Source organism: Arthrobacter sp. 10T44 (genome assembly GCF_056393885.1).
The window spans coordinates 167,387-188,262 of record NZ_JBFTGT010000006.1 but is presented as its reverse complement, the minus strand read 5'-3'; the positions used below and the strand labels follow the sequence as shown (position 1 = coordinate 188,262).

Annotated in this window: 21 protein-coding genes; 10 read left to right on the top strand and 11 right to left on the bottom strand. The window is 68.4% G+C overall.

The features are described 5' to 3' along the window. Positions 1-35: 35 nt before the first annotated feature. Positions 36-2,642: an aminopeptidase N gene (gene pepN / locus AC1DBL_RS12230; RefSeq protein WP_476926206.1), complete on the top strand. Its 2,607-nt coding sequence runs from the start codon at positions 36-38 to the stop codon at positions 2,640-2,642. Between the two features lie 174 nt (positions 2,643-2,816). Here pepN and AC1DBL_RS12225 read toward each other — a convergent pair whose 3' ends face one another. From AC1DBL_RS12225 to AC1DBL_RS12205, 5 genes are all read right to left on the bottom strand, one after another. Next, complete coding sequence (locus tag AC1DBL_RS12225) at positions 2,817-3,920, bottom strand: lipoate--protein ligase family protein (protein ID WP_476926205.1); 1,104 nt, start codon at positions 3,918-3,920, stop codon at positions 2,817-2,819. Between the two features lie 112 nt (positions 3,921-4,032). Continuing rightward, the gene (locus AC1DBL_RS12220) at positions 4,033-4,290 is read right to left on the bottom strand and encodes a type B 50S ribosomal protein L31 (protein ID WP_056739465.1); all 258 of its coding nucleotides are present in this window, start codon (positions 4,288-4,290) and stop codon (positions 4,033-4,035) included. A gap of 184 nt (positions 4,291-4,474) precedes the next feature. Continuing rightward, positions 4,475-5,284 carry a TrmH family RNA methyltransferase gene (locus AC1DBL_RS12215; RefSeq protein WP_476926204.1) on the bottom strand — a complete coding sequence of 270 codons (810 nt, stop codon included), beginning with the start codon at positions 5,282-5,284 and terminating at the stop codon, positions 4,475-4,477. 7 nt (positions 5,285-5,291) lie between these two features. Further along, the gene (locus tag AC1DBL_RS12210; protein WP_476926203.1) at positions 5,292-6,077 is read right to left on the bottom strand and encodes a sulfite exporter TauE/SafE family protein; all 786 of its coding nucleotides are present in this window, start codon (positions 6,075-6,077) and stop codon (positions 5,292-5,294) included. Positions 6,078-6,095: 18 nt separating this feature from the next. Next, positions 6,096-6,881: an ABC transporter ATP-binding protein gene (locus AC1DBL_RS12205; RefSeq protein ID WP_175323347.1), complete on the bottom strand. Its 786-nt coding sequence runs from the start codon at positions 6,879-6,881 to the stop codon at positions 6,096-6,098. A 133-nt stretch (positions 6,882-7,014) separates the two neighbouring features. Here AC1DBL_RS12205 and serB point away from each other — a divergent pair, with 133 nt between their 5' ends. Then, positions 7,015-7,911, top strand: coding sequence for a phosphoserine phosphatase SerB (serB, locus tag AC1DBL_RS12200; protein WP_476926202.1), 897 nt, complete (start codon positions 7,015-7,017; stop codon positions 7,909-7,911). Positions 7,912-8,004: 93 nt separating this feature from the next. Here serB and AC1DBL_RS12195 read toward each other — a convergent pair whose 3' ends face one another. Continuing rightward, positions 8,005-8,769 (bottom strand): SDR family oxidoreductase, encoded by a 765-nt coding sequence (locus AC1DBL_RS12195; RefSeq protein WP_476926201.1) that lies wholly within the window; start codon positions 8,767-8,769, stop codon positions 8,005-8,007. A 407-nt stretch (positions 8,770-9,176) separates the two neighbouring features. Here AC1DBL_RS12195 and AC1DBL_RS12190 point away from each other — a divergent pair, with 407 nt between their 5' ends. Then, positions 9,177-9,569, top strand: a complete 393-nt coding sequence (locus AC1DBL_RS12190; protein WP_476926200.1) for a DUF5655 domain-containing protein — start codon at positions 9,177-9,179, stop codon at positions 9,567-9,569. A 79-nt stretch (positions 9,570-9,648) separates the two neighbouring features. Here AC1DBL_RS12190 and AC1DBL_RS12185 read toward each other — a convergent pair whose 3' ends face one another. Both AC1DBL_RS12185 and fabG read right to left on the bottom strand, forming a co-directional pair. Continuing rightward, entirely contained in the window at positions 9,649-10,068 is a 420-nt protein-coding gene (locus tag AC1DBL_RS12185) for an Hsp20/alpha crystallin family protein (RefSeq protein ID WP_441418711.1), read from the bottom strand. Positions 10,069-10,242: 174 nt separating this feature from the next. After that, positions 10,243-10,968, bottom strand: a complete 726-nt coding sequence (fabG, locus tag AC1DBL_RS12180) for a 3-oxoacyl-ACP reductase FabG (protein WP_175323342.1) — start codon at positions 10,966-10,968, stop codon at positions 10,243-10,245. 152 nt (positions 10,969-11,120) lie between these two features. Here fabG and AC1DBL_RS12175 point away from each other — a divergent pair, with 152 nt between their 5' ends. Genes AC1DBL_RS12175 through AC1DBL_RS12160 form a run of 4 tightly spaced genes read left to right on the top strand, consistent with a single transcriptional unit; the run spans position 11,121 to position 13,230 of the window. Next, positions 11,121-11,576 (top strand): DUF3099 domain-containing protein, encoded by a 456-nt coding sequence (locus AC1DBL_RS12175; RefSeq protein ID WP_476892566.1) that lies wholly within the window; start codon positions 11,121-11,123, stop codon positions 11,574-11,576. Then, positions 11,573-11,869 carry a hypothetical protein gene (locus AC1DBL_RS12170; RefSeq protein ID WP_476926199.1) on the top strand — a complete coding sequence of 99 codons (297 nt, stop codon included), beginning with the start codon at positions 11,573-11,575 and terminating at the stop codon, positions 11,867-11,869. The genes AC1DBL_RS12175 and AC1DBL_RS12170 overlap by 4 nt, the downstream gene beginning before the upstream one ends. Beyond that, complete coding sequence (locus AC1DBL_RS12165; protein WP_476909410.1) at positions 11,870-12,751, top strand: SURF1 family cytochrome oxidase biogenesis protein; 882 nt, start codon at positions 11,870-11,872, stop codon at positions 12,749-12,751. Positions 12,752-12,762: 11 nt separating this feature from the next. Beyond that, complete coding sequence (locus AC1DBL_RS12160) at positions 12,763-13,230, top strand: YbaK/EbsC family protein (RefSeq protein ID WP_441418707.1); 468 nt, start codon at positions 12,763-12,765, stop codon at positions 13,228-13,230. 240 nt (positions 13,231-13,470) lie between these two features. On the opposite strand, the gene AC1DBL_RS12155 is transcribed toward AC1DBL_RS12160, so the two are convergent. Further along, the gene (locus AC1DBL_RS12155) at positions 13,471-15,069 is read right to left on the bottom strand and encodes an ABC-F family ATP-binding cassette domain-containing protein (protein ID WP_441418706.1); all 1,599 of its coding nucleotides are present in this window, start codon (positions 15,067-15,069) and stop codon (positions 13,471-13,473) included. 310 nt (positions 15,070-15,379) lie between these two features. Between AC1DBL_RS12155 and AC1DBL_RS12150 the strand changes: the two genes are divergently transcribed. From AC1DBL_RS12150 to AC1DBL_RS12140, 3 genes are read left to right on the top strand one after another with little or no spacing between them, the layout of a single operon-like run. Continuing rightward, positions 15,380-16,087, top strand: coding sequence for a biotin transporter BioY (locus tag AC1DBL_RS12150; protein WP_476926198.1), 708 nt, complete (start codon positions 15,380-15,382; stop codon positions 16,085-16,087). After that, positions 16,084-16,842: an energy-coupling factor ABC transporter ATP-binding protein gene (locus AC1DBL_RS12145; RefSeq protein WP_476926197.1), complete on the top strand. Its 759-nt coding sequence runs from the start codon at positions 16,084-16,086 to the stop codon at positions 16,840-16,842. The genes AC1DBL_RS12150 and AC1DBL_RS12145 overlap by 4 nt, the downstream gene beginning before the upstream one ends. Next, the gene (locus AC1DBL_RS12140) at positions 16,839-17,498 is read left to right on the top strand and encodes an energy-coupling factor transporter transmembrane component T family protein (protein ID WP_476926196.1); all 660 of its coding nucleotides are present in this window, start codon (positions 16,839-16,841) and stop codon (positions 17,496-17,498) included. Before AC1DBL_RS12145 ends, AC1DBL_RS12140 begins: the two co-directional genes overlap by 4 nt. A 661-nt stretch (positions 17,499-18,159) precedes the next feature. On the opposite strand, the gene AC1DBL_RS12135 is transcribed toward AC1DBL_RS12140, so the two are convergent. Both AC1DBL_RS12135 and AC1DBL_RS12130 read right to left on the bottom strand, forming a co-directional pair. After that, on the bottom strand, positions 18,160-19,431 hold the full coding sequence (locus tag AC1DBL_RS12135) for a thiolase family protein (RefSeq protein ID WP_476926195.1): 1,272 nt from the start codon (positions 19,429-19,431) through the stop codon (positions 18,160-18,162). Continuing rightward, a complete protein-coding gene (locus tag AC1DBL_RS12130) occupies positions 19,403-20,833 on the bottom strand; it encodes a class I adenylate-forming enzyme family protein (protein ID WP_476916711.1) in 1,431 nt (476 codons plus the stop codon). Before AC1DBL_RS12130 ends, AC1DBL_RS12135 begins: the two co-directional genes overlap by 29 nt. Positions 20,834-20,876: the final 43 nt, after the last annotated feature.

Genomic DNA, 20,876 nt, shown 5'->3' with positions numbered 1-20,876 from the left:
CTGTGCAGCGGCACCGCTCGTGATTAGATAGCGGAGTGTCGAACCAGAACCTGCGCCGTGACGAAGCGGCCGCCCGCTCAGCCCTGATCACCACCCACAGCTACGACGTGTCCCTTGACGTCCGGCAGGCGGCGGACCCCATGGTCGCGGGCTATACCAGCCGCAGCGTCATCAACTTCTCCGCCAGCGAGCCCGGCGCCTCCACCTTCCTGGACTTCATCAGCAGCAAGGTGCACAGCGTCTTCCTCAACGGCAAGGGCCTGCCGGTGGCGGACGTGGTGGACGGCTCGAGGATCCGGCTGGACAATCTGCAGGCCGAAAACCAGGTCACTGTCACCGGCACCGCCCTGTTCAGCACCTCCGGCGAGGGTATGCACCGTTTCTTCGATCCCGCCGACGGCCAGTGCTACCTCTACACCCAGTACGAGCCCGCGGACGCGCGGCGCGTGTTCGCGAACTTCGAACAGCCCGACCTCAAGGCCGAGTTCACCTTCCACGTGATGGCCCCGTCCGCATGGCAGGTGTCCTCGAACGGCGTCGAAGCCCTACGCACCCAGCTGACCAGTGATCCGGCGACAAGCCGCTGGGACTTCGCCCCCACCAAGCCGATGTCCACCTACATCACCACGGTGCTCGCTGGCCCCTACTTCAAGGCCGAGGACAGCTGGCACGGGACCCTCTCGGACGGCACCGTGCTGGACGTGCCGCTGGCCCTCTACTGCCGGGCCTCCATGGCGCCGTCTTTCGACGCGGCGGAACTGTTCCGGCTGACCAGGAACGGCCTGGACTTCTTCAACGAACTCTTCGACTACCCGTACCCCTGGGGTAAGTACGAGCAGGCCTTCGTGCCCGAGTACAACCTGGGCGCCATGGAGAACCCCGGCCTGGTGACGTTCACGGAAAGCTATGTGTTCACCTCCCGGGCGGCCGACTCACAGTACCAGGGCCGGGCCAACACCCTGCTGCACGAAATGGCGCACATGTGGTTCGGCGACCTGGTCACGATGCAGTGGTGGGACGATCTGTGGCTCAAGGAATCCTTCGCGGACTACATGGGGACCCTCGGCGTGGACCGCACCACGGACTGGGGAACCGCCTGGGTGAACTTCGCCAACAACCGCAAGGCCTGGGCCTACGTCCAGGACCAGCTGCCCACCACGCACCCGATCGTCGCGGACATCCCGGACCTTGAGGCCGCCAAGCAGAACTTCGACGGCATCACCTATGCCAAGGGCGCCTCGGTGCTCAAGCAATTGGTCGCCTACGTGGGCTTCGAGGCGTTCATCGCAGGATCGCGCCAGTACTTCCGCGACCACGCCTACGGCAACACCACGCTGGAGGACCTGCTGGCCGCGCTCAGCGCCGCGTCCGGCCGCGACCTCGCCACCTGGGCCCGGCAGTGGCTGCAGACCTCCGGCATCTCGACCCTCACCTCCGAGATCGAGGAGCACGATGGCGTCCTGGCCACCGTGTCCCTGCACCAGCACGCAGAGGACCCGATCACCGGCCGGCAGGAGCCGCGGCCGCACCGGCTGCGGATCGGCCTCTACAACCCCGATGCCGCCGGCGCCCTGGTGCGCACCGACAGCGTGGAGACCGACGTCGACGGCGAACTCACCCTGGTAAGCCAGCTCGCCGGCAAGGCGCGACCGGCGCTGCTGCTGGTCAACGATGAGGACCTCAGCTACGCCAAGGTCCGGCTGGACCCGCACTCCGAGGCCACCGTGCGCAGTTCCCTGGGGACGATCAGCGATCCGATGGCACGGGCACTGTGCTGGACCGCGTTGTGGGATTCCGCCCGGGACGCCGTCACGCCCGCGGCCCGCTACGTGGAGGCAGTGCAGCGCTTCGGCGCCTTCGAGACCGGCATCGGCGTGCTCCTGAATGTCCTCGGCAACGCCGGAACGGCGATCGAACGCTACGTTCCCGCGGCCGGGCGGAACGCCGTCCGCAGCGCCTTCCTGGACGTCGCCGCCGCCGAACTGGAGAAGGCAGCACCCGGCTCCGACCACCAGCTGGCCTGGGCACGCACGCTCGCCGCCACGAGCCGCTTCGACGCCGGACGGCTGGACCTGGCGAAGGGCTTGCTGGACGGCAGCACTGTCATCGAGGGCCTCTCCGTCGATGCGGAGCTCCGCTGGAACCTCTGGCACGCCCTCGCGGCCAACGGCCAGGCGGACCCGGCGCAGCTGGACGCCGAACTGGCCCGCGACAACACCGCCTCGGGCAAGTCCGGGCACGCCACCGCCCTAGCGGCCCGGCCTGAGCCCTCGGTCAAGGATGCCGCCTGGGACGCCGCCGTGCACGGCACCGCACTGTCCAACCAGTTGCTCAGTGCCACCATCGCGGGCTTCAACACCGCGCCGGCCGGCCTGCTGGCCGGCTACGTCGAACCCTACTTCGAGTGCCTCGAGCGGGTCTGGGCGGACCGCAGCATCGAGATCGCCAGCCGGATCGTTCGCGGCCTCTACCCGGCCGGCCAGGACCTGACCCCGGACCTGCCTCCGGAGGAGCACCCGGTGATCGTCCGGACGGACAAGTGGCTCGCCGAACATACGGACGCACCCCGCGCGTTGCGACGGATCATCATCGAACAGCGCAGTCAGTTGCTGCGGGCCCTCACGGCGCAGGCCGCGGGCTAGGAACCGCCCGGGGCGCCCATCTGACGCGAATGGCCGTTATACGCGTGGGCATAGCGGCCATTGGTGGCGAATCGACGAAGGACGTCGCCCGCCCGGGCGCCCATCGGATGCAAACGGCCGCTGGGGGTGTGTACGGAGGACTGCTGCGGAGCAGCCGGCGCGATAGTGGGAACGCTACGGGACCCGGTGTAGCCACTCCGTGGTGCCGAACTTGGTCTCCACCCGCTGCCGGGCGGCGTCGAGTTCGGCCTCGGTGAGTTCCGCCGGCGTCGCGCCGTACCGCTCGGTGAAAACCTCCATCATGGCGGCGACAATCTCGGCGCGGGCCAGTCCGGTCTGCCGGCGCAGCGGGTCGACGCGTTTCTTTGCGCTCGTCGTGCCCTTGTCCGAGAGTTTCTCCTTGCCGATCCGGAGCACCTCGACCATCTTGTCGGCGTCGATGTCGTAGCTCATGGTGACGTGGTGCAGCATGCCGCCGTTGGCGAGGCGCTTCTGTGCGGCGCCGCCGATCTTGCCCTGCTCGGTGGCGATGTCGTTCAGCGGCACGTAGAACGCGCTGATGCCGACCTTTTCCAGGGCCGCCATGACCCACGCGTCCAGGAAACCGTAGGAGTCGGCGAAGCTGATGCCGTCCACGAGCGTCTGCGGCAGGTAGAGCGAGTAGGTGATGCAGTTACCGGCCTCCATGAACATGGCGCCCCCGCCGCTGATCCGGCGGACCACACTGATGCCGTGCCTGCTCACGCCGTCGGGGTGGACCTCGTTGCGGACGGACTGGAAGCTGCCGATCACCACAGACGGCTCCTCCCAGTCCCAGAACCGCAGCGTCGGGTTGCGGCGGCCGGCGCCGACCTCCTCGGTGAGGACCTCGTCCAGGGCCACGTTCACGTGGGTGGGCAGCACGGACGGGCCGATGATGTTCCAGTGGTGGTCGGCCCAGCCCGTGGCCTTGGCCAGGGCCCGGCGGACCGTAATGGCGATCGCCTCGGCGGAGAAACCGAAGAGCACAGCGTCCTCGGGCAGCGCGGCCTTGACCGCCGCGGCAAGGTCGGCCGCGCTGGCATCCTCGGCCAGGCCGGTGAGGCTGCGGTTGATCTCCAGGAGCGCCTCGTCGGGTTCCAGGAAGAAGTCCCCGCTGATCGAGGCGTGGGCCAGGACCCCGTCGACGACGTTGAGGTCGGCCACCACCAGTTTGCCGCCGGGAACCTTGTACTCGCCGTGGCGGCGGCCGCCGTCGTCCTCGGTGGCGGACGCTGCGGGCGAAGGGAAGGAAGTCATACCCTTAATCCTGCCACGCGGCCAGGGTCGGGGTACGCAAAGCGGCCGGGACGCAAAAAGCCCGCACCGTTGCCGGTGCGGGCTTTTCCAAAAGACTTTGGGGTGAAGAAAGTTACTTCTTGCCGCCGAAGCCCTTGAAGCGAGCGTTGAAGCGCTCGACGCGGCCTGCAGAGTCCATGATGCGCTGCTTGCCCGTGTAGAACGGGTGGGACTCGGAGGAGATTTCGACGTCGATGACCGGGTAGGTGTTTCCGTCTTCCCACTCGATGGTCTTCGAGGAAGACACGGTGGACTTGGTCAGGAACTTGACGCCGGAAGCCAGGTCGTTGAAAACAACAGCTTCGTACTTCGGGTGGATATCAGACTGCATAATTGGACCTTTGTTCACGCAACTGGATTTTGCCAGCTGCCAGGTATGAGTGGGATGGCTGCTCGGCGCCGGAAGGCGCAGCACGGCCAGCTACCAATAATAGCCCAGATCCCCCGACTGGACGAACCGGCCCGCAGGCGGCCGCGGAGGATCTCCGAACCGACCGGCGGGCGGCCGCGGAGTGTCAGTCGCGGGGCCGCAGTTCCCAGAACGCGACGGCGGAGGCCGCGGCGACGTTGAGCGAATCGACGCCGGGGCGCATCGGGATCTTCACGGCCAGATCGACGGCGGCCAGGGTCTCCACACTCATCCCGGCGCCCTCGGTGCCAAGCACCAGGGCCAGCCGTTCGGGGTTCCGGGCCGCAAGGACATCGACGTCCACCGCGTCCGGGGTCAGCTCCATCGCGGCGACCAGGAAGCCGTGTTCCTTGAGCACCTCCAGCTCCCCCGGCCACGTGTCGAGCCGGGCCCACGGGACTTGGAAAACGGTTCCCATGCTCACGCGCACGCTGCGCCGGTAGAGGGGGTCGCCACAGCGCGGGGAGACCAGCACGGCGTCAAGCCCCAGGGCGGCCGCGGACCGGAAGATCGCGCCGACATTCGTGTGGTCCACAATGTCCTCGAGGACCGCGATCCGGCGGGCACCGGCGAGCAGGTGGGGCAGCGGCACGGGCGCCGGACGGTGCATGGCTGCCATCGCGCCCCGGTGCAGGTGGAAGCCGGTGATCTCCTCCAGGAGCGCGGCCGAGCCGATGTAGGCCGGGACGTCCGGATACTCCTCAAAGACATCGGCGAGGTCCTGGATCCACTTCTCCGCAAGGAAGAAAGAACGCGGCCGGTGCCCGGCGGCGAGGGCGCGGCGCAGCACCCGGGAGGACTCCGCAATGTACATGCCCTCGGCGGGTTCGCGGAGCTTACGCAGGTGCACGTCGGTGAGCTGGGTGTAGTCGGCGACCCGGGGGTCGTCGGCGGATTCGAGGTAGTGGAAGCTCATGGGCCGGTCAATTCACCAGTTTGGCGATCATGAAGCCCAGGGCCACGGTTCCCAGGATGAAGATCACGCCGCGCAGCACCGGCGGCGACAGGCGGCGGCCCACCTTGGAACCGACCAGGCCGCCGATCAGCGAACTGACGGCGATCAGCCCGACGGCGGGCCAGCTGATCCGGTCGAAGGCGAAAAGCAGGTAGGACGCCGCGGCGACGAGGTTGACGCCGAGGACCAGGATGTTCTTCATGGCGTTGGCGTTCTGCATGGTTCCGGCCATGAACACCCCGAGGATTCCGACCAGCAGGATGCCCTGCGCCGCCACGAAGTATCCGCCGTAGACACCGGCGAGGTAGACCAGGACCACCAGCAGGATTCCGTGCCGTTTGTCGCGGATGGCGTGCTCCGGGTTTTCTTCCCGGTTCTGCACCCAGCGTTGCAGCCTGGGCTGGAACACCACCATCAGCAGGGCCACCACGATCAGCACGGGCGCGGCGTAGTGGAACACCATTTCCGGCAGGTGCAGCAGCAAGTAGGCGCCGGTGATGCCGCCCAGCAGTGAGGCAGGCAGCAGCCGGAGCAGCTGGTTCCGCCGCCCTGCCAGCTCCTTGCGGTAGCCCCAAGCACCGGCCGCGCTGCCGGCCACAAGGCCCATGGCGTTGCTGATCGAGGCGGTCACCGGGGCGAAGCCGAGGGCGATCAGCACCGGAAAAGTCACCAGGGTGCCCGAGCCCACCACGCTGTTGATGGTTCCGGCCCAGAGGCCGGCGAAGAAGATGAAGACGCTACTGAGGAACTCCACGCGCTGTCAGTGGTTTCTTCAGCGGCGGGCGGTGGCGGTGTACCGGCCGCCGGAAACGTTGACGTCGAGGTCGACGCCGAACGTCTTGCTGAGGTTTTCCGCGGTCAGCACGTCGGCCAGCGGGCCGGAGGCAACGACGCCGCCGTCGCGCAGGAGGAGTGCGTGGGTGAAGCCCGGCGGGACCTCTTCGAGGTGGTGGGTGACCAGCACGATCGCGGGTGCGGCCTCGTCGCGGGCCAGCTCGCTGAGCCGGTGGACGAGGTCCTCGCGGCCGCCCAGGTCCAGGCCGGCGGCGGGCTCGTCGAGCAAGAGCAGTTCAGGATCCGTCATGAGCGCGCGGGCAATCTGCACGCGCTTGCGTTCCCCTTCGGAGAGGGAGGCGAAGGGGCGGTTGAGCAGCGGGCCCATCCCCCACTCATTGAGCAGGGCGAAGGCGCGGCGTTCGTCGTCCTTCTCGTAGCCCTCGCGCCAGCGGCCGGTGACGCCGTACGCGGCGGTCACGACGACGTTGAGGACCTTTTCGTGCTCGGGGATCTGGTTGGCGAGGGCGGCGGAGGACAGGCCGATCCGCGGGCGGAGTTCGAAGACGTCCACGGCGCCGAGGATCTCTTCGAGGATCCCGGCCATGCCGCTGGTGGGATGGAGGCGTGCTGCGGCCACCTGCAACAGAGTGGTCTTGCCAGCGCCGTTGGGACCGAGGATCACCCAACGCTCGCCTTCCTTGACCTGCCAGTCAACCTTGTCCAGGAGCGTTTTCGCCCCACGTACAACGCTGACGGCGGCCATTTCAAGAACATCACTCATAGGAGTAGACACTAGGACAAAAAAGCGGACTACTGATAACCGGGCCGCAGGCCAGAGGGCGGTGTCCCCCGGGCGCGTCACCAGCGCGAAACGATTTCCGGGCGGCTGCGGCGCGGTCGCTAGGATTGAGGCCATGAGTTCGAACGTGACCGCGGTCAGCTACGGCGTGCATTTGTCCCTTCCCGAAGTAGAGCAGCTGCGCCGTTCGCTGTCCGGAGCGGGGCTGTCCGTCGGCGCCGAGAGCACCTCCGGCGACGGCCGCTTCGCGGTCTACTCCGCCGACTGCACGCTGCCGGGAGCCCTGACCGAGGCGGGGCTGGCCGGCCTCCGCCGGAGTGTCGCCGCGGCCGGCGTCGAGGGCGTCGAAACGGCAATCGTTCCCGCTGCCCTGCGGCAGGCAGCGCGGAAGTTCCTGATCATGGACGTCGACTCCACACTGATCCGGCAGGAAGTCATTGAGCTGCTGGCCGCCTATGCGGGCAAGCGGGAGGAAGTGACAGCCGTGACCGAGGCGGCCATGCGCGGCGAACTGGACTTCGCGCAGAGCCTGCACGCCCGGGTGGCGGTGCTCGCCGGGCTGCCGGCCGACGTCGTCGACTCCGTCCGCGCCGAGGTGACTCTGAGCGACGGCGCGGCAGAGCTGGTGGCGGCCTTCAAGGCGGCCGGACACGCCGTCGCCGTCGTCTCGGGCGGCTTCAACCAGATCCTGCGACCGATTGCCGAGGGCCTGGGACTGGACTACTGGATCGCCAACGAACTGGAAATCGTCGACGGCGCGCTGACCGGCAGGGTGCTGGGAGATGTGGTCGACCGCGCCGCCAAGGAAAAGTACCTGCGCGAATGGGCGGCCGCGGAGGGCATCCCGATGGAACACACCATTGCGGTGGGCGACGGGGCCAATGACCTGGACATGCTTGGCGCCGCGGGCATCGGTGTCGCGTTCAATGCCAAACCCGCCGTCCGCGCGGTGGCGGACGCTGCCGTGAACATGCCCTACCTCGACGCCGTCCGGCACATCGCCGGCGTCTGAGCCCGCACCTTGACGCCCGTCCCTTAACGCCAGATGACACTTGGCGGCAGTGTCATTGAAGAACACTGCCGCCAAGTGCCATCCCGGTGGCTGCTAGTTGTTGACCGTGCCGTTTGACTTGTCGAAGTAGTCGGCGCCCCCGACGTATTCGGTGTGGCCGGTTTCGACGTCGGCGGTGGCCATCTTGGCGACCTCGGCGGCGAATTCCTTGACCGAATACAGCTTGCCGGCCTCGGCGCGGCGGGCCTCGATGGCGCCCGGGTTGGAGCGGTCCAAGAGTGTGGCGGTGACGGTGCCTTCAATCATGTCGCCGGAGACAACCACCAGCGAGATGCCCTTCTCCGCCAGGGCCGGAACCAGTTCGCGGAGCGCATCCTCGCCCGCGCGCTTGCTGCCGGCGACGGGCTCATACTCGGGCATGGTGGGCACGGTGTTGATGAAGTGGGCCTGGTGGCTGGTCACGAAGACCACGCGTGAGCCCTCTGCCATCAGCGGCACGGCGGCATTGAGCATGTTGACCTGGGCGTCGCGGTTCAGCTTGAGCGCGTAGCCCTCTTCCATGCCGGACTCCATGCCGCCGGAAGCGTTCAGGACCAGGAGATCCAGTGAGCCGAAGTTCTCCATTGCGGCGCTGGCCAGGGCCTGGACGCCTTCCTGCGTGGTCAGGTCTGCGCCCACGGCTGCAGCCCGGCCGCCCGCGGCCTCGATCTCAGCGACAACCTTGTTGGCGCGCGGCGCCTTCTGGCGGTAGTTCACAACGACGGCGGCACCCTCGGCGGCGAGGAATTTGGCGACCTCTGCGCCGATGCCGCGCGATGAACCGGTAACGATTGCGGTCTTGTTGTCCAGCAGTCCCATTCGAGCTCCTTTGTTCCAAACATCCAAATACTGTGGGGTCTGCTGTCCATCATGCCAGCGGCCCGCAGCATTTCGGTTGTTCGGGATCCACAAAGAAGCCGCGCGGGCCTAGTTCGGGTGGCGGCGCGGATTGGTTTTCGGGTACTGCGCGGGACATGCCCACTCCCGGCGCCCCAGACCACGGGACATGCCCAGATGGCGGGCGCAGCAAGGGACATAATGCCTAAGAGTCCATCGCCCGCAGCCGGGAGTGGGCATGTCCCCCGGAGACTGCAGCCAGGAGTGGACATGTCCCCCGCGCGTGAGGTGCGCGCTCCCCTGGTCTCACCGAGTACAACCTGCGGACCCGGTTCGAGTGGCCCACACGCTTCTGTTTTGGCACCGCGCCGGGGCGTAAGCTCGCGCCCATGGGGAGCCATGGCACCGAATCCACGCCGGAAGAGGTCTTCAGCGGGTCACCGCGCGGCCTGGACCTTTGCCGCGCGGTGGAACGGCTCCTCGCCACGTCGGCTCTGCCGGCAGCCGCGCCGCCCGAAATCAGGGCGACCACCAGCCAGGTGGCCTTCCGCGGACGCCGTCGCGGGTTCGCCTACGTCTGGTGGCCGGGACGCTATGTCCGCTCAGATGTCCCGGCCGTACTGTCCATTGCGCTGCGCAACCGCATCGACTCGCCCCGGTTCAAGTCGGTGGTTAACCCGTCCCCCGGCCTGTGGATGCATCATGTGGAGCTCCGCGCTGACGAGGACCTGGACGCCGAGGTCGCGGGATGGCTGCGGCAGGCAAGGGACGAAGCCGGCTGAGGAAAGCGATCGCCGCTCGTCCCCAGCCGGCGGGGCTTCGCCGCGGGCGGGCGGGCGGCCCGCCATACGGGGGACCGCGTCAGGCGCGGTCCACCCGGATTTTCTTCGTGGGCTCCCCTGGCGCCGCCACGGGGGCCGGCGCGCGCACTTCCAAGACGCCGTCCTTATAGCTGGCCGTGATGTCCTCTTCCTTTGCCCCGGCCGGAAGGGCGATACTGCGCAGGAAGGAGCCGTAGCGGAATTCCGAGCGATAGCCGGTCTTGCTCTTGTGCTCGGTCTTTTCTTCGCGTTCGGCCCGGATGTGCAGCATGCCTTCGCTGACCGACACGTCGACGTCCTTGTCGGGATCGATACCGGGAACCTCCGCCCGCACCACCAGGGTATTGCCGTCCTGGAACTGCTCGACCTTGATGGTCGACGCCATCGTCAGGTCGCCGTCGAGGAACCGACGGACAGGTTCCAACATGTCCGAGGGCGCCCACTTGCTGAGATCAGCCATGATAAATCCTCCTGGGTCCACGCCCCTGCCTTGGCGCGGTCAGGGGCTGTAATCCCATTACACGCCCCCTGCCGCAGCGCCGCCTAGGGCCAAAGGCCCGGCCTCGTGCCGCCGCGGCGGACGACGGCGGCCGCCGTCGTCCGTGGAGCCCAAAGCCGGCCGCAGAGCTATTGCCTAGTGGCCCATACCAAGGCCGCCGTCGACCGGGATAACCGCGCCGGAGATGTAGGCGGCCTCGTCGCTGGCAATCCAGCGGACGACGTCGGCCACTTCCGACGCCTCGGCGAAGCGGCCCGCGGGAACCTTCGACAGGTAGTCCTTCTGCGTGGCTTCCGGCAGCTCGGCGGTCATATCCGTGTTGATGAAGCCCGGCGCCACCACGTTGGCGGTGATTCCGCGACCCCCGAGTTCGCGGGTGAGGGAGCGGGCAATCCCGACGAGGCCGGCCTTGGATGCGGAGTAGTTGATCTGGCCCGGGGCGCCGTAGAGGCCGGAGACGGAGGAAATGAGTACCACGCGGCCCTTGCGTGCGCGGATCATGCCCTTGGAGGCGCGCTTGATCACCCTGAAGGCTCCGGTGAGATTTGTGTCGATGACCGAGGTGAAGTCGTCCTCGCTCATCCGCATCAGGAGCGTGTCTTTGGTGATGCCGGCGTTGGCCACCAGGACCTCGACGGGGCCGTGCGCCGCCTCGACTTCCGTGAACGCCGCGTCCACCGAAGCCTCGTCCGTGACGTCTGCCTTGACGCCGAGGATGCCCTCCGGGAGCGTGGCCGCGCTGCGGTAGGTGACCGCCACCTTGTCGCCGTTGGCGAGGAAGGATTCGGCGATGGCCAGGCCGATGCCGCGGTTGCCGCCGGTGATGAGGACGCTGCGGCCGGTGGAGGTTGCTTCAGACATGTTGGGCTCCGGGATTCTGCGGCTCACTGGCACCGCGTTGGGTGGGCTGGATTTTCCTGCCTCCGATCTTAGCCTCCGGCGCGCTCCACCCCGCTCTGGGCCGCCCGCTGTTTGGGCGGTCCAGCCGATGGTGAGAGAATTGCAGGAAGCCTATGGAGCGTGATCTGAAAGCCGTGACAAACAAGAACCGACCCGGTGAACGGACGTCCGGGGAGGACTCCGGCGACACCGAGGTCCACAGCATTACCGACGCCGCCGCCGCCCACTCGGAAGAGATGCGTCAGCGGATGATCAAGTATGCCGTGGCGATGGGCATCCGCATGGTCTGCCTGATCCTGGTGTTTGTGGTCGACGGCTGGTTCAAGATCCTCCCCGTCATCGGAGCAGTGTTCCTGCCGTGGTTTGCGGTGGTGATCGCCAACGGCAGCGACCACGCCGAAGTGCACAGCGAATCGCTGATCGACTACGTGCCGATGGGCGAATTGGACGCTCCACGCTCCGGGCAAACAACGGGCCAGGAACCACCGGCGGCGGACGATGTCCCCATCACCCTGTTGCAGGGCGAGCTGATTGACGACGACGAAGACCACGGACGGGCAGCTTCATGAACATTTTTGACTTGGCCGGCCCGACGGCCGAGCCCGCCAGCGCGCTGTGCTCCCGCAAGGCGTGCCGTGCGCTCGCCGAGTGGCAACTGCTGTGGAACAACCCCAAGATCCACACGCCGGAGCGGCGCAAGATCTGGCTCGCCTGTCCGGAGCACCGGGCCTGGCTGGAGGATTATCTCCAGACGCGGGGGCTGTGGAAGGAAACCCTTCCGCTGCACAGCACACCCGACGAAGCCGCGGGCGGGGCCGGGAACGACGCTGCCTCGACCATCGCCCCGGGCAGGGCCGGCTGAATGTACCGCTTCCTTTTCTCCAGCAAGTGGCTGGGCTACCTGCTGCTGGCCGCCATTTTCGCCACCGCCTGCGTGCTCCTGGGCCGCTGGCAGATGGACCGCCGGGCGGAAACGCTCGCGGAGATCAACCGCGTCGTCTCGAATTACTCGGCCACCCCGATCCCCTTCGCGGACGCCCGGAACCAGTTCATTAAACTCGACGCCGACCGTGAATGGACACAGGTCGAGCTGCACGGCCGCTACGACGAGGCCGGCCAGCGGATTGTCCGCAACCGCCCGCTCAACGGCCAACCGGGCTACGAGGTGGTGGTCCCCTTCAAGCTGGACTCCGGCGAGACGGTTGTGATCGACCGCGGCTGGCTGCCCATCGGCAACAAGACCCCGGGCAGCCCGGACTCAATTCCTGCCCCGCCCCCGGGCGAGGTCACGGTGGTTGCGCGGCTCAAGCATTCCGAGCCGGAACTGCAGCGCGGCGCCCCGGACGGGCAGCTCGCGTCGATCGACCTCGCCGCCTACTCGGCCCAGCTCGGGTATCCCCTCCTCACCGGGGCCTACGGCCAGCTGGCCTCGGAAACCCCGCCGGCAGCGGACATGCCCGTCGGCTTCCCCAAACCGTCCACCGACGAGGGCACGCACCTGTCCTACTCGCTGCAGTGGTTTGCCTTTGGCGTTCTCATGTTCGTCGGCTTCGGCTACGCAGCACGCCAGCAAGCCCGCAACGCTGAGATTGACGCCGAGGACGCCCAGGATCAGGCCGCGGCCGCCGACGGCTACCTGCACGCCAGCAACCCGGCGCCCCGCCGTCGTCCTGTCCCCCGGAAGCGGAAAACTGCCACCGCGGAGGAAGAGGAAGACGCCATCCTGGACGCCCAGGGATTCTGAAGTTGCACAGCATGGACCCCGACGCCGTAGCGAACGTCCGGCGCGCGCTCCTCGCGGCGGGCGCGGCCGACACCGTAGCCGTCTTTGAGACCCAGGTGCCGACCGCCGCCGCGGCGGCCGCCGCCTTGGGCTGCGACGTCGCGGCGATCACCAACAGCCTCGTGTTCGACGTCGACGGCGCTCCCCTGCTGATCCTGGCCAGCGGCGCGGCCAAGGTCGATCTCCGCCACGTCGCCGCGCGGCTCGGGTCAGGAAAAATCCGCCGCGCGGATCCCGACTTCGTCCTGCTGCACACGGGCCAGCGCGTCGGGGGTGTAGCCCCGGTGGGCCACCCGCAGAAGATCAGGACCCTGCTCGACGAGTCCCTGAAGGACCACGAACTCCTCTGGGCCGGCGCCGGCGACCACCACTCCATGTTCTCGATTACCTACCAAGAACTCCACCGCATCACCAACGCCGAACAGATGCCTATCCGCTAAACACTGGCAGCACGGATGGTGACGTTGCCTCAAGCGCAATGGTGACGTCCAAGTAAGCGCCGAACGCGGGCAATTTGCGTAGCGTGCGTCTAAGCGGGGGCCCACGCCGGCAGGGTTCCCTGGCCGAGCTTGCGAGGTTAGGGCGACGGTGGGGAGGACGAGCGAGCACGCGGCAAATTGCGCGCGCGAGGCGCGAACCCAACCACGGAACGAAGGCGGAGCGGCGAAGGAAGGCGAGGCCTACGCCAGCGTGATCAAGTCCAGGTAGTCCTCATTCCAGAGGTCCTCGACGCCATCAGGAAGCAGCACAACACGCTCCGGGTTGAGGGCTTCGACAGCACCCTCGTCGTGGCTCACCAGCACCACGGCACCGGTGTAGTTACTCAGGGCCCCGAGGATTTCGGCGCGGCTGGCCGGGTCGAGGTTGTTGGTGGGCTCATCAAGGAGCAGCACGTTCGCGCTCGAGGCCACGATGGTGGCCAGCGCCAATCGTGTCTTTTCGCCGCCGGAGAGCACACCGGCGGGCTTGTCGACGTCGTCGCCGGAGAACAGGAACGAGCCCAGGATGTTGCGGACCTCGGCGTCGTTCATGTCAGGGGCCGAGGAGCGCATGTTCTGCAGAACGGTGCGGTCGACGTCGAGCGTCTCATGTTCCTGGGCGTAGTAGCCGACCTTCAGTCCGTGGCCGGGGATCACTTCGCCGGTGTCGGGCTTGTCGACGCCGGCGAGCATGCGCAGCAGTGTGGTCTTGCCGGCACCGTTGAGGCCCAGGATGACCACCTTGGAGCCGCGGTCGATGGCGAGGTCGACGTCGGTGAAGATTTCCAGCGAGCCGTAGGACTTGCTGAGGCCGTCGGCGGTGAGCGGCGTCTTGCCGCAGGGTGAGGGGTCCGGGAAGCGCAGGGCAGCCACGCGGTCGTTCTCGCGGACCGCTTCGAGGCCGCCGAGGAGGCGTTCGGCGCGCTTGGCCATGTTCTGCGCGGCGACGGCCTTGGTGGCCTTGGCGCGCATCTTGTTGGCCTGGTCCATCAGGACCTGGGCCTTCTTTTCGGCGTTGGCGCGTTCGCGCTTGCGGGCACGTTCATCGGTTTCGCGCTGCGTGAGGTAGCGCTTCCAGTCCATGTTGTAGAAGTCGATCTGCGCGCGGTTGGCGTCCAGCAGGAAGACCTTGTTCACCGTGGCCTCAAGCAGTTCCGTGTCGTGGCTGATCACGATCAGGCCGCCCTGGTGGTTCTTCAGGAACTCCCGGAGCCAGGCGATGGAATCGGCGTCGAGGTGGTTCGTGGGCTCATCGAGGAGCATCGTCTCGGCGTCGGAGTACAGGATGCGTGCCAGCTCTACACGGCGGCGCTGGCCGCCGGAAAGGGTCTTGAGCGGCTGGTTCAGCAGCCGGTCCGGCAGGGCGAGGTTTGAGCAGATCGCTGCGGCCTCGGCCTCGGCCGCGTAGCCGCCGGCGGCGAGGAACTCGGATTCCAGCCGGTCATAGCGGTTCATCGCCTTGCGCTGGACGTCGGCGTCCTCGCTGGCCATCTCTTCGTGTGCCACGCGGAGCTTGCCGACCGCGATGTCGAGGCCGCGGGCGGACAGGATGCGGTCCCGGGCCAGCTGCTCCATGTCCGGCGTGCGCGGGTCCTGCGGCAGGTAGCCGATCTCGCCGCTACGGGTGACCTTGCCGGCGGCGGGCAGGCCCTCGCCGGCCAGGACGCGGGTGAGCGTGGTCTTGCCTGCACCGTTACGGCCGACGAGGCCGATCTTGTCTCCCTTGTCGATCCGGAAGCTCACCTGGTCCATAAGCAGACGGGCGCCGGCGCGCAGTTCGAGATCCTGGACGGTAATCAATGCAGCTAAGGCCTTTCACAACAGGGAACGCCGCGGCACAACGGATGGAGTCTGGACGGGGCCGGGGCAGTGTGGCCGAGAGAACGGCCTCTACCAGTCTACCGGCACCTCCCCTGCCGGGTGACATCGGGGAACGCGGCGGACGACGGCGGCCCGCGTCCGCCAGCGCCGGCTCCCTTTGGCGGGGTTGGCCAGCGAGGGGACCGTCGCATAGTGGAAGGCCTACAAAATGGCGGGGTTGCCGCGGCCGTATCGTCGGAAGTAGGACCTCGGCCCCACCACTCGACTCCACCACTCGACAGGAAACAGCATGAGCAACACCGACAATTCCGTCACCAACACCGCCCCGGCGGCAAGCCATGGCAGCACCGCCCCGGCGGCCCCGCGCCAGAGCCGCCGACGCCGCTGGGACGCGACCGACCTCGCACTGATCGCGGTGTTCGCGGCGATCATCGCGGGTTCTGCCCTGATTGCCGCAATCCCAGTGGGCGGGCTTGGTGTGCCGATCACCCTACAGACTCTCGCCGTGATGCTCACCGGACTGGCGCTCGGTCCGGGCCGCGCCTTCGCTGCCGTGGGCCTGTACCTCCTGCTGGGCTTCGCCGGGCTGCCGATCTTCAGCGGCGGGCGCAGCGGACTGGGTGTCCTGGCGGGACCCTCGGCCGGCTACATCTTCGGCTTCCTGTTGGCCGCCACGGCCGTCGGCGCCCTGACCGTCGTCGTGCTGCGCCGCACGGGGGCGCACTCCGCGAAGGTCCGGGCTGTGCTGCTCTTCTGTGCCGCCATGGTCAGTAGCATCGTCTTTGTCCACGGGCTGGGCATCCTCGGCATGATGGTCAATGCCAAGCTCAGTCTCTCCGCGGCCTTCCTCGCCGATCTGGCCTTCTACCCGGGCGACGTCATCAAAAACATCCTCGCCGTGACGGTCGCGTTGACGCTGCATAAGGCGTTCCCTGACCTGCTGATCCGCCGGATCCGCCGCGTGGACTTGGCCGGCGAGGCAGACGGACGCGCATGAGTATTGTCCTGGACGGTGCGGCCGTCCGGGTAGCCGTCGACGGCCGCCCGGAGCCCAAGACCCTGCTTGAGCCGGTGTCCCTGACGCTGGCCGAACGCCGGATCGGCGTCATCGGGGCGAACGGCTCGGGCAAATCCACCCTGCTCCGGATGCTTAACGGCCTCGTCGCACCGAGCTCCGGCGCGGTGGCGGTGTCAGGTTTCGACACGGTCCGGGATGTCCGCGCTGTCCGCCACCGCGTCGGCTTCGTCTTCACCGATCCGCTCTCGCAACTCGTGATGCCGACCGGTCGCGAAGACGTCGAATTATCGCTGCGCCGCTCGGTGCGGAACGCCGGCGAACGGCGTGCCCTCGCGGAGGCCTGCCTCGAACGGTTCAGGCTGCTGGGGCTGGCGGACCAGAGCGTGTACGAGCTCTCCGGCGGCGAACGGCAGCTTGTCGCCCTCGCTGCGGTGCTGGCCGTGAACCCGGACATCCTGGTACTGGATGAGCCTTCCACCCTGCTGGACCTGCGGAACCGGGAACTGCTGCGCCGCACCCTGGCGGGGCTGGACCAGCAGATCATCCTGTCGACCCACGACCTCGACCTCGCGCTCGATCTGGACCGGGTGCTGGTGGTGGACGACGGCAAGATCGTGTTCGACGGCGGGGCGGCCGCCGCCGTCGCGCACTACCGCGTGCTCTGCGCGGCGGAACCCGCCGGGGTGCGGGGTGCCGGCGTGCGGGAAGCCGGCGGGGGGACGGCGCAGCCATGAGGGGGCATGGCTTCCTACTCGCCAACTATGTACCGGGCACCTCGCTGGTGCACCGAACTCCCCTGTGGCTGAAGTTCTTGCTGGTACTGGCGTGCGGGATGGGATCGTTTCTCGTTGCGGACTGGGCCGCGGCGGCAGCTGGACTCGCCTTGCTGTGCGGGGTATTCCTGCTCAGCGGGGCAGGTGCCCGCAGGCTGTTCCGGGCTGTCCGGCCGATCCTGCCCGTGCTGGCTGTGATCGGCCTGTTCCAGTGGTGGCAGCTGGGCGGCCCGGTCGCCGCGCGGATTGTGTTGAACGTTCTGGTCTGCGTGGTGGCGGCGGCAATCCTGACGGCCACCACGCAGGTCCAGTCGCTGTTGGACGGTGTAGCCTCGCTGGCGCGGCCCTTTCGCCGGCTCGGCGCCGATCCCGAGCGGTTCGCCCTGACAATTGCCATCATGCTGCGCAGCATCCCGTTCATCGCCGGCGCCTACGCCGATGTGCGCGATTCGGCACGGGCCCGCGGCCTGGAACGGAACCCGCGTGCATTGGTGCTGCCGGTCTTCATCACTACGGTGGCATTCGCCCGGCAGACCGGCGATGCCCTGGCGGCCCGCGGTTTGGGTGAGGCTGACGATAGGGAGGACCGGGAGGATCTGGCCGGCCTAGCGGGCTGAGACGACCGGGCCGGGGCAGGTTTCGTGCCGGGGCTCGATGCACTGGACATGCCCCCCGCCGCGGCCCGCGACGGCGCATGCCCATTCCTCGTCCTGCGCACTGGACATATGACCACTATGTCCACTCCTCGCAGCCAGGAACGGGCATGCCCGGCAGGGCTGGCGCACCGGGCATGCCCCCTGCCGCGGCCCACCACAGCGCATGCCCATTCCTCGTCCTGTGCAGTGGACATATGACCACTATGTCCACTCCCCGCAGCCAGGAACGGGCATGTCCGGCAGGGCTGGCGCACTGGGCATGCCCCTTGCCGCGGCCCACCACAGCGCATGCCCATTCCTCGTCCTGCGCACTGGACATGTGACCACTATGTCCACTCCTCGCAGCCAGGAACGGGCATGTCCGGCAGGGTTGGTGCACCGGGCATGCCCCCTGCCGAGGCCCACCACGGCGCAGGCCCATTCCTCGTCCTGCGCACTGGACATGTGACCACTATGTCCACTCCCCGCAGCCAGGAACGGGCATGTCCGGCAGGGTTGGCGCGCCGGGCATGCCCCCTGCCGAGGCCCGCGACGGCGCATGCCCATTCCTCGTCCTGCGCAATGGACATATGACCACTATGTCCACTCCTCGCAGCCAGGAACGGGCATGCCCGGCAGGGCGCTACCGGAGCGAGCGGTACTCGAACAGTGCAGCAGTCCCCATCCCGCCAGCGATGCTGATCATGGCCAGGGCCAGTCGGCCATCCACGGCCTCCCGGCGGGCCTGGGCCAGCAACCTGGACACGAGCACCGCGCCGGACGCCCCGTAGGCGTGCCCCAGGGCAAGGGCGCCGCCGTCGAGGTTCGCGCGTTCCGAGTCGATGCCCAGCTGGTCGAGGCATGCCAGGGTCTGGGATGCGAACGCCTCGTTGAACTCGATCAGCCCGAGATCCCCGGCCGCGACGCCGGAAACCGTAAGCAGGCGTTCAGCGGCGGCCGCCGCGCCCATCCCCAGCAGCGCCGGCTCCACGCCCGCGGTGTCCGTCCCGAGGACCAGGAGGCCGTCCCGTGCGCCGAGTTGGCGCGCCCGGGCCAGCGAGGTGATCACGACGGCGGCGGCCCCGTCCGCGTCGAAGCAGGAGTTGCCGGCTGTCACGGTCCCGCCGGGAACGAACGCGGCAGGGAACCGGGCCAGCAACGCCGGGGTCAGCGAGCGGCGTGGGCCGTCATCGCAGCCCACGGGACCATCGGGCCCGGGCAGCGCGACGGTCTCGGTTTCGAAGGTTCCGGCCGCCGCGGCGTCGAGGGCGCGACGGTGGCTGCGCAGCGCGAAGTCGTCCTGCCGTTGCCGCTCAATGCCATGGCGGACGGCGACGTTCTCGGCGGCCACCCCCATGTCCGGGTCGCCGATGCTGCCGGGGGCGAACTGGGCGCGGCTGAAGAACTGCGGCTCGCCGTCGGCGCCGCGCCTGGCCCGCAGTGGTGCGGTGCTGATGCTCTCCACCCCGCCGGCGAGATACACGCTGCCGCCGCCGGAACCCCCGCCGAATTGGCCGCCGGACGCGACGAGCCGGGATGCCAGCACGATCGCGTCGAGGCCGGATCCGCACTGCCGGTCCACGGTCAGTCCCGGAACGCCCACGGCCAGCCCGGCCTCGAGGGCCGCCAGCCGGGCGACATTGCCGCCGCCGCCCACCGCGTTCCCGACCACGACGTCCGTCACCTGGTCCGGTGCAACACCCGAGTCGGCCAGCAGTCGGTGCAGTACCGGCGCCAGCAGTTCGTGGGCGGGCAGCGTCTTCAGGGCTCCGTGGGCGCGGCAGAGCGGGGTCCGCAGCGCAGCGATGATGACGGGCTGCCGGTCCTCCGGCAACAGTCCGCCCCGGCGCGGCGCAGGCGAAGGCGTCCGGGAAGGCAACGGATCCTCAGCCAAGGCGCCGGACACGAGGATCATTCCGGGCGATCCACTCAAGCAGCAGCGGCCGGCTGGGCTTGCCGCGATCGGTGAGGGGCAGCTCGGTCAACGCGTAGTAGTCCAGCGGACGTTTGCTCCGGACCAGGACATCCTCGACGCCGGCCTTCAGCTGCGTGCCCGTCAGGCCGCCGTGGGACGGCAGTACCGCGGCCACGACGCGCTGGCCGCGAAGGTCGTCCGGCTGCCCGGCGGCCATGGCGGCGGCGACACCCGGTACGGACGCGAGGGCGAGTTCAACCTCGTGCGGGTACACGTTGGTCCCCGCCGTGACAATCATGTCCGAACGGCGCCCCAGCAAATGCAGGGTTCCGTCGGACAGGTAGCCCCGGTCCCCCACAGTGTGCCAGCCGTCGAAGCACTGCAGCGCCGTGCCGTCGTCGCCCCACAGGTAGCCCTCGCTGACCATGCCACTGCGCACGCAGACGTTGCCGTCGCATCCGTCAGGAACCGCGGCGCCGCCGTCGTCGAGAATCCTGATCTCGACGCCGGGAAACGGACCGCCGATTCCCGTGCCGTTCGCCGTCCCGCCGAACGCTCTCAAGCTGGACGCCGGGGCCTCGCCCGGCCGGAGTCCTGCGCCGGCGACGAAACTGAGCTCCGCGGCGCCGTAGTACTCGAAGATCGTCGCGTTCGGCGCCCAGCGGCGGGCGGCCTCCAGGGTGCGCGCGTCGAGCTTGGAGCCGGCGCAGATGATGCTCCGCAGGCCGGAGGCATCCACGCCGCCGGCCAGGCCGCGCTCACTGAGCAGCCGCAGCATGGTCGGTACCAGGACCAGCCGGGTGATGCCGTCATGGCTGACCGCGGTGTGTGCGTCGCCGACGTCGAACTGCTCGAGGGTGTGGAATTCAGAGCCGGCATACAGGCATTCGGCAAGCGCATAAAGATTGAGGCTGGCGGCAAGCGGTCCGGGTGCGAGCGTCCGGTCCTCGGGCCCCAGGCCAAAAAACTCGACCGAAGACTCGAAGGACAGCCGCCAGGAGCGCCGCGAGCGGGTGAACGCCTTGGGCAGCGCAGTCGTGCCGGAGGTGAGCCCGATCAGGAAAGGCGACTCAGGTGACCCGTCCTCGAGTTCGCTGCCCAGGCCGGTGCCGTCAGCGGGAACGGCTTCCGCGATCCGGGCCGTGATGGCGTCCAGGAGCTGCTGCGGCCAGGTGGGGTCCAGCACGGCGCAGCGGCGGCCGGCCGCGACGGCCGCCGCGAAGGCGACCGCAAAATCCGTGGAGTTGCGCTCGGCCAGCACCGTGACGGCCGGCGTCACCGGGACGAGCGCAGCCGCCGCGTTCCGCAGTTCGGACCAGCTCAGGCGTTTTCCGGCCACGACGACGGCGGTGCCGTCGGGGCGCTCATCGGCCCAACGCTGGAGTCTGTCAAGAAAAGGCATCGAGTCAACTTTACCGGGCAGCGGGGTCCCGGCCGCCGGGAGA